Below are 8,380 nucleotides of genomic sequence, written 5' to 3'. Positions count from 1 at the left end.
CCCCCCCCCCCCCCCCCCCCCCCCCCCCCCCCCCCCCCCCCCCCCCCCCCCCCCCCCCCCCCCCCCCCCCCCCCCCCCCCCCCCCCCCCCCCCCCCCCCTCCGCTCAGCTCCCGCACAGGAGGGCCGCGATGCGGCGCAGCAGATCCCCCTCCCCCACCCGGTAGCCGCTGGCGGCGTAGGCCGCCCGTCCGTCCCGGGTGCATACCACCGTCAGCGGCGGACGCTCCGGGTCGCAGTCCAGGCAGCGGGCCAGGCTCTCCACCTGATCGTCCCAGTCCTCCGGGTACTCCAGCCGGGCCCCCGGCCAGCCCGCCAAAAGGGCGCGCAGCGTACGCTGACGCTCCGCCCCGCGCCTGCGCAGGAAAAACACCGGCTCCGCCGGCAGGGCGCGCAGCGCGGTCCCGGCTGCCGTGAGTTCGTTGAGCAGGTGCTCGGTGGGCTCCGCCCCCTCCTCCAGCCAGAAGAGCAGCGCGCAGCGCCCCGCCCGGGGCCGCCCATCCACCAGGGGCAGCGCCCGCGGGGCGATCAGGTCCGCCGTCTCGCAGCCGCGCAGGTACAGAGCGATCTCTTTTTCTTCCCCCGGCGCCAGTAAGAACGTCCGCCGGGCGGCAAACTGGTCCCCGGAGGGCAGGCGCAGGGCCGTCAGGATGCGATACCGCCCCGCGGTCAGCTGCGCGGGCAGGAACGCCCCCTGCCACTCCCCGTCGGAAAACAGCAGGTCCTGCCAGCCGTCTCCCGCCCAGCGGGAGAGCGACCAGTTCCGGCGGTACAGCGGCTCTTCGCCGGCCCGGCGCAGGAAGACGGCTTGTCCGGTCTGCTCCGCCCGGAAGGGCGTAAAGGCCCCCTCCCGCCATATCTCCACCACGCCGTCCCGCGGGCGCAGACGGGACGGCACGCCGCGCCCGCGCAGGCGGGCCACCGCGCCCACCGCTCCGGGCAGGGGCATCGACCAGTCGGTGAGCCGTTCCAGGGCGACCCGTGGATTGAGCAGCGCGCTGACGTAGACCTCCTGCGGAAACCGTCCGGCCCAGGGGGCCGCCCGGCGGAGATGATGCTCCAGCAGCTCCGCCGGGGCGTCCCGCAGGTCCTTGGCGGACAGCGCCCGCAGCAGGGCCTCCCGCAGGGGGTCGGCGTCCCGGGTCAGAAAGGCATGGATCTGTGCAAAGTTGCCCCGCGCCTCCCGCAGCAGGTCTTCACAGCCGGGACAGCGCCCGGCCTGCTCCGGGTCGTAGAAACCCGCCAGCCGTTTCTGCCGCAGCCGGTCGCCCCGGGCGCGGACCCGGGCGCGCGCCTGCTTCTGCGCCCCGGTCAGCGGGACGGGAGGGACGGGCGCTGGGGCGCGGAAGGTAAATTCCGTCCAGCCCTGCGCCGGGTCCTCCGGCGGGGCCAGCGCCAGAACGGCCCCGTCCTCCGACGCGCCGCGGCAGAGCGTTTCGGCATACCATCCGTCCCGGACGGCGGAGGCGTGCACGTCCCCGATCCCCAGCTCCACCTGTACGCGCCCGCCCGCATCCGCCTCCAGTTGGGCGATGGGGATCAGGCGGGACTCGTTCAGGATCTCCAGGGACACCTTCGCACCGGGCTGGGTGCGGAAGGTGTAGGTCTTCACCGGGGCGTAGCGGGCGGTCTGATTATGCCGCACCGCCTGCCCCTGCCGGTCCAGCGCCGGGCCGTGGAGCTTTGTGTCCTCCGCCGGGCCGAAGGTGCGGCTGTGCACCAGCATGGCCCGGGAGGCGGCGGTGTTGAACCAGCCCCGGTCCAGCACCGGCTCCGGCTCGCAGGCGCCCAGAAAACGCCAGCGGCCATGGCACAGCACCTCTACCCAGGCGTGGTTGTCGTCGCAGTGGGACCAGCGGGGGGCGTACACCTGCCGGGCGGGCAGGCCCACGCTGCGCAGCGCGGCCACCAGAAAGGCCGATTCCTCCCCGCAGCGTCCGCTTCCGCAGCGGAACACGGTCAGCGGAGAGGCGGTCCGCCCGTCCTGTGCCTGGTAAGAAGCGTGCTCCTGGCACCAGCAGTTGACCTGCTGCACCGCCTCCTCCTCGTCCAGGCCCCTGACCCGCTCCCACAGCAGGGAATGGAACAGGGCGCGGTGGTCGGACAGATCCTCGTCATTGACCCGGGGACAGAGGACATATTGTTGATACGCCTCCTCGCTCAGCGCGGCGCACCAGGGCACGGTGCGCCGCAGGCGGGCGGCGTGCTGTGCCAACGCCTCCATCAGGGCGCGGGGATAGGCCGCCCAATCCTCCGGCAGGGCCGTCTGCAGGAAGGACAATTCATCCATGGTATCACTCCTTATATCCGTGCTATGATATCACAAAATACTGTGGTAGAATAGAGGAAACCTCAGACGATCCGGAGGGAAGTCTATGGACGAGATCAAGATCGAGATCTGCTGCGGCTCTGCGGGAGACGTCCTGGCAGCCGCCGGAGCCGGCGCCGACCGGGTGGAGCTGAATTCCGCCCTGTTCCTGGGCGGGCTGACCCCAAGCCTGGGCGCGCTGGAGCTGGCCCGGACGGCGCAGGTGGAGCTCATGGCCATGGTGCGCCCCCGGGAAGGCGGCTTCTGTTATACGCAGGAGGAATTCTGCACCATGCTGCTGGACGCCCGACGCCTGCTGGACGCGGGCGCGGACGGCATCGTCTTCGGCTTTCTTCATGAGGACGGCACGGTGGACGTGCGCCGCTGTCAGGCCATGCTGGAAGTGATCGGCACGCGGCAAAGCGTGTTCAGCCGCGCCATCGACGTGGTCCCGGACTGGAGGGCCGGGCTGGAGGCCCTGTGCGCGCTGGGCGTGACGCGGGTGCTCACCAGCGGGCAGGCCCCCACCGCCCCGGAGGGGGCGGACACCATACGCGCCATGCGGGAATACGCGGCCGGACGGATCGAGATCCTGCCCGGCTGCGGCGTGCGGCTGAACAACGCCGCCTGGCTGCTGGAGCGCACCGGCTGCCGTCAGCTCCATGCCTCCCTGAAGACCGCCCGGCTGGACCGCTCGGCCACGCATAATCCCTGCGTCCATTTCAGCGGCGGGGCCTGCCCGCCGGAGGAAGAATACCCCGCCACCGACGCCGGCGCCGTACGGTGTCTGACCGCTCTGGCCCGGGAGTGAGACTCTGTTTCGGCCCCCTGCCGCCGCTCCGGCCGGAGCCGCCGCCCGGCCGGGCTTTGCGGGGCGCCGCGTCCCCGCCGGGACTCCTCTGCAGGGGATTGACAAGCTGCGATTTTATGATAAAATAATTGAGGCTTTGACGAGAAGAGCTTGGTTTTGCAGCCCAAAGCGAGAGGGAGACGGTGGAAGCCCCTCGGCCACGCGAACCCTGCGGCCGCCTCCGAGCCGCCTGCGACGAGCAGGCCGTCCCATCCCCGTTATCGGATGCAATGAGGCGCGCCCGGCGATTGGGGCGCGAATCAGGGTGGTACCGCGGAGTAATCAATGCTTCGCCCCTGAACCGGGGGCGGAGCTTTATTTTTAGAAAAAGAGGAGTTTGATCTACCCATGCCCAAAAAATTCGGCCTGAACGAGCTGCGCGAGATGTTCCTTTCCTTTTTCGAGACCAAGGGCCATCTGCGCCTGCCCAGCTTTTCCCTCATTCCCCAGAACGACGCCTCCCTGCTGCTCATCAACTCCGGCATGGCGCCCATGAAGCCCTGGTTCACCGGGGAGCAGGAGCCTCCCCGCCGCCGCGTGACCACCTGCCAGAAGTGCATCCGCACCGGCGACATCGAGAACATCGGCCATACCGCCCGCCACGGCACCTATTTTGAGATGCTGGGCAACTTCTCCTTTGGGGATTATTTCAAGCGGGAGGCCATCCACTGGGCCTGGGAGTTTTTGACCAGCCCCGAGTGGGTGGGTCTGGAACCCGACCGGCTCTACCCTTCCGTCTTCGCCGGCAACGAGACCACCCCCGCCGACGACGAGGCCTTCCGCATCTGGAACGAGGAGATCGGCATACCCGCCCAGCGCATTTTCAAGTTCGGCAAGGAGGACAACTTCTGGGAGCACGGAAGCGGCCCCTGCGGCCCCTGTTCGGAGATCTACTACGACCGGGGCGAGCAGTGGGGCTGCGGCAGGCCCGGCTGCACCGTAGGCTGCGACTGCGACCGGTATATCGAGGTATGGAACGTGGTGTTCTCTCAGTTCAACAACGACGGGGAGTGCCACTACACCGAGCTTAAGCAGAAGAACATCGACACCGGCATGGGCCTGGAGCGGCTGGCCTGCGTATGCCAGGAGGTGGCCTCCCTCTTTGACGTGGACACGGTGATGAACATCACCAACAAGGTCAGTCAGATCACCCACGCCCATTATGGAGAGACCGCCGCCAAGGACGTGTCCCTGCGGGTCATCACCGACCACATCCGCTCCGCCACCTTCCTGATCTGCGACGGCGTGCTCCCCTCCAACGAAGGCCGGGGCTACGTGCTGCGCCGCCTGCTCCGGCGGGCCGCCCGCCACGGCAAGCTGCTGGGCGTCAACGAGCCCTTCCTGTACGAGGTGTGCGATACCGTCATCCAGGAGAACGAGGGCCACTACCCCGAGCTGCGGGAGCGGCAGGACTATATCACCAAGGTCATCCGCACCGAGGAAGAAAACTTCGCCCGCACCATCGACGGCGGCATGCGCATTTTCAGCGATCTGCTGGCGGGGCACAAGGAGAAGGGCGAAGGCGTCTTCTCCGGCGCCGACGCCTTCAAGCTGTACGACACCTACGGCTTCCCCATCGACCTGACCCGCGAGATGGTGGAGGAGCAGGGCATGACGGTGGACGAGGACGGCTTTCAGACGCTGATGCAGGAGCAGAAGGAACGGGCCCGCAAGGCCCGGGAGGCCCTGGGCGATCTGGGCTGGGCCGGCGTGGAGTTCGGCAAGGACGTGCCCGAGACCGAATTTGTAGGCTATGAACACTCCACATTCCCCGGAGCCAAGGTCGTGGCCCTGGCGGTGGAAAACGAACCGGCCGAAGAACTGATGCCCGGCGTGGAGGGCATCGTGGTCCTGGACAAGACCCCCTTCTACGCCGAGATGGGCGGCCAGGTGGCCGACCACGGACAGATCGTCATTGCCGGCGACCGGGGCGTCTGCTTTGAAGTGACCGACGTGCAGAAGAACAAGGGCGGCAAGTATATGCACTACGGCAAGCTGGTGGAGGGCGTTTTGAAGGTCGGCGACGCCGTCTGCGCCCAGATCGACGGCCAGCGCCGCCGGGCCGTCATGCGCGCCCACTCCGCCACCCACCTGTTGGACAAGGCCCTGCGCACCGTGCTGGGCGACCACGTGCAGCAGGCCGGCAGCCTGGTGGAGCCCGACCGTCTGCGCTTCGACTTTACCCACTTCTCCGCCATGACGGCCGAGGAGCTTCAACAGGTGGAGGCCATGGTGAACGACGCGGTTTTGGAGGGCTATCCCATCCGTACGGACGTGCTTCCCATCGAAGCGGCCAGGCAGCGGGGCGCCATCGCCCTGTTCGGTGAGAAGTACGGCGATACGGTCCGGGTCGTCGACATGGGGGACGGCTATTCCGTGGAGTTCTGCGGAGGCACTCATCTGGACAACACGGCAAAGGTCGGGCCGTTCCACATTGAAAGCGAGTTCTCCGTGGCCAGCGGCGTCCGCCGGATCGAGGCCATCACCGGCCAGGCCACGCTGGAGTGCATGCGCGGCAATTGCTGTACGATCAACGCCGTGGCAGAGGCGCTGAAAGCCAAGCCTGCCGATATCGTTTCCAAGGCCATGCAGGAGATCCAGGAGATCCGCGAGCTGCGCCACATGGTGGACGCCTTCCGCGCCAAGGACGCCATGGGCGAAGCGGGGCGCTTCCTGATGGGCGCCAAGGACGTGGACGGCCTGAAGGTGCTCACCGCGACCCTCAACGATGCCGGCGCCGACCAGCTGCGCAAGATGGGCGATTTCCTGAAGGACAAGGATGCAAACGTGGTGGCCGTCCTGTCCAGCGTAACGGACGGGAAGATCACCTTCCTGGCCGTCTGCGGCAAGCAGGCCGTGTCCCGGGGCGTCAAGGCCGGGGAGATCATCCGCTCTGTTACCGCAGTCTGCGGCGGCAAGGGCGGCGGGAAGCCGGACTCCGCCATGGGCGGCGGTTCCGACGTGATGAAGCTGGACGATGCGCTGGCCACGGTGGACGATCTCGTCCACGCCAAGCTGGGACGGTAAGCCGCCCCTCGCCGCAGGTGCGGCGCGCAAGGGCTTGCCCCGGGCAAACCCTTGGTGCAGAGCGGATCCCTTCGCCCGAGCAGCGGTAATCAAAGGGTCCCCATCCCGGCCGGGCCGGGATGGGGACGCAGGTAATTTCAGAGAGGAGGTCTTATCGTGTCCGATTGTCTGTTCTGTAAGATCATTGCCGGGGAAATCCCCTCCAAGAAGGTGTATGAGGATGCGCTGTGCTATGCCTTCTATGACATCGACCCCCAGGCGCCCACCCACTTTCTGGTGGTGCCCAAAGCCCACATCCCGTCCGCCGCCCACATCAGCACGGGAAACGAGGCTGTGGTGGGCCACATCTTCTCCGTCATTGCCGCACTGGCCAAGGAGCTCGGCTTTGCGGAGCAGGGCTACCGGGTCGTTTCCAACATTGGAGAACAGGGGCAGCAGACCGTTCCCCACCTGCACTTTCACGTGCTGGCGGGCCGGGACATGACTTGGCCTCCGGGCTGATCCGATGCAATGCGGGGACGCGGGCATTCCGCGTCCCTTTTTTGTACAAAGAAACCAGCCGCGAGCCCAGCCAAGCGGGTCGCGGCTGAAGAGGAGAAGCGGCAGGATTCTCCGGCGGCAGCCGGTGAGTGTTATTGCACCAGGCTGTTTCAACTGGAGCGGTCACTCATGGAGCTGACGCCGGAGGAACGGTACGGAAGGCGGCTGGAACGGGAGAAACCGGTTTAGGGCGCTCTGTTGGCGTGGGCAAATGCGGCCAGTGCCACAACGGCGCCCGAACCCGCCCTGGGGAAAGCGCTTCACTATCCGCCGGAGCAGTGGCCGTATCTGTTGCGCTGTCTGGAGGGCGGCAGGCCGGAACTGAGCAACAACCGTGCCGGGCGCAGCCTAAAGCCCTTTGTGACGGCCCGGAAGAATGGGCCCTTGCAACACGCCGGCCGGCGCCCGGTTCAGCGCTGTGATCTACAGCCTGATTGAGAGCGCAAAAGGAAACAATCCGGTTCCCTACCGCTGCCCGGCTTGGCGCCTGCACAACGCGCCTGTGCCGTGCCAGACGGATAAAGCATGGGCGCAGCCCTTCCTCCCCAAGAGCGCTCCCCAAGAATGCGGGATTCCCAAAACATAATTGACCGCCGTCTCAATACCTACACACTGAGATGGCGGCCTTTTTGCGCGCCGTGCGATTTGACGTTTACACGGAAACGGCGCTCCCCTCCGCAAATCGGAGCGGGGCGCCGTCGTTTTGCTCTTACAGCGTTTTTTCACCGCCCATGAGCAGGTACATGACCGCCTTCTGAGCGTGGAGGCGGTTTTCCGCCTCGTCAAAGATCTCGCCCGCGTGCTGTTCGAAGACCTCCGCAGTGATCTCCTCCCCCCGGTGGGCAGGTAGGCAGTGCTGCACCATGGCGCCGGGATGCGCCAGCTCCATCAGAGCGTCGTTGACCTGGTAACCGGCGAACGCCAAAGCGCGCTTGGCCCGCTCCTCTTCCTGGCCCATGGAGGCCCATACGTCGGTGATGACCACGTCGGCGTCCGCGGCGGCCTCCTCCGGTCTGCGGCAGAGCCGGAACGCCGCACCGGCCGCACTTTGGGCAAAAACCAGCACCTTCGGATCCGGATCATAGCCCTCCGGACAGGCCACGCTCACGTCCATGCCGCACTTGAGACCGCCCACGATGAGGGAGTTGGCCATGTTGTTCCCATCCCCGATGAAGCAGAGCTTCAGGCCCTCCAGGCGGGTCATGTGTTCCCGGATGGTCATCAGGTCCGCCAGCACCTGACAGGGGTGGGCAAAATCGGTCAGCCCGTTGATCACGGGGATGGAGGCATACCGGGCCAGCGTTTCCACTTCGTCCTGGCCGTAGGTGCGGATCATGATGCCGTCGCAGTACCGGGAGAGCACCCGGGCCGTATCCTCGATGGGCTCGCCCCGGCCGATCTGGCTTTCCTTGCCGGAGAGGAAAAGCGCGTGGCCGCCCAGCTGGTACATGCCGGTCTCAAAGGAGACGCGGGTGCGGGTGGAGTTCTTTTCAAAGATCATGGCCAGCGTCTTGCCCGCAAGGTAATTGTGCGTCAGGTTGTGCTTCTGGTTGTACTTCATCTGGTCGGCCACGTTGAGGATCTTGGTGATCTCCTCCCGGGACAGATCCAACAGCTTGAGCAGGTCCTTTTGCATGTTTTTCACCTCATCAATGCC

6 protein-coding genes are annotated in these 8,380 nt (G+C 66.8%); 4 read left to right on the top strand and 2 right to left on the bottom strand.

The genetic code is table 11. The features are described from left to right. Positions 1–104 precede the first annotated feature (104 nt). A complete protein-coding gene (locus NE547_RS16350) occupies positions 105–2,288 on the bottom strand; it encodes a transglutaminase-like domain-containing protein (protein ID WP_256176467.1) in 2,184 nt (727 codons plus the stop codon). Positions 2,289–2,373: 85 nt separating this feature from the next. Here NE547_RS16350 and NE547_RS16345 point away from each other — a divergent pair, with 85 nt between their 5' ends. The 4 genes from NE547_RS16345 to NE547_RS18680 all read left to right on the top strand — a co-directional run bounded on the left by NE547_RS16345 (position 2,374) and on the right by NE547_RS18680 (position 7,161). Further along, complete coding sequence (locus tag NE547_RS16345; protein ID WP_256176466.1) at positions 2,374–3,117, top strand: copper homeostasis protein CutC; 744 nt, start codon at positions 2,374–2,376, stop codon at positions 3,115–3,117. Between the two features lie 387 nt (positions 3,118–3,504). Next, positions 3,505–6,183, top strand: coding sequence for an alanine--tRNA ligase (gene alaS, locus NE547_RS16340; RefSeq protein WP_256176465.1), 2,679 nt, complete (start codon positions 3,505–3,507; stop codon positions 6,181–6,183). A 156-nt stretch (positions 6,184–6,339) separates the two neighbouring features. Further along, positions 6,340–6,684: an HIT domain-containing protein gene (locus NE547_RS16335; RefSeq protein WP_256176464.1), complete on the top strand. Its 345-nt coding sequence runs from the start codon at positions 6,340–6,342 to the stop codon at positions 6,682–6,684. 237 nt (positions 6,685–6,921) lie between these two features. After that, entirely contained in the window at positions 6,922–7,161 is a 240-nt protein-coding gene (locus NE547_RS18680; protein ID WP_186907150.1) for a transposase, read from the top strand. A gap of 271 nt (positions 7,162–7,432) precedes the next feature. On the opposite strand, the gene argF is transcribed toward NE547_RS18680, so the two are convergent. Continuing rightward, positions 7,433–8,359, bottom strand: coding sequence for an ornithine carbamoyltransferase (gene argF, locus NE547_RS16330; RefSeq protein ID WP_256176463.1), 927 nt, complete (start codon positions 8,357–8,359; stop codon positions 7,433–7,435). Between the last annotated feature and the right edge of the window lie 21 nt (positions 8,360–8,380).

This window comes from Flavonifractor sp. DFI.6.63 (genome assembly GCF_024462255.1).
Classification (GTDB): Bacteria; Bacillota; Clostridia; order Oscillospirales; family Oscillospiraceae; genus Lawsonibacter_A; species Lawsonibacter_A hominis.
The sequence above is the reverse complement of the archived record's forward strand: the minus strand, read 5'-3'. Positions and strand labels throughout refer to the sequence as shown.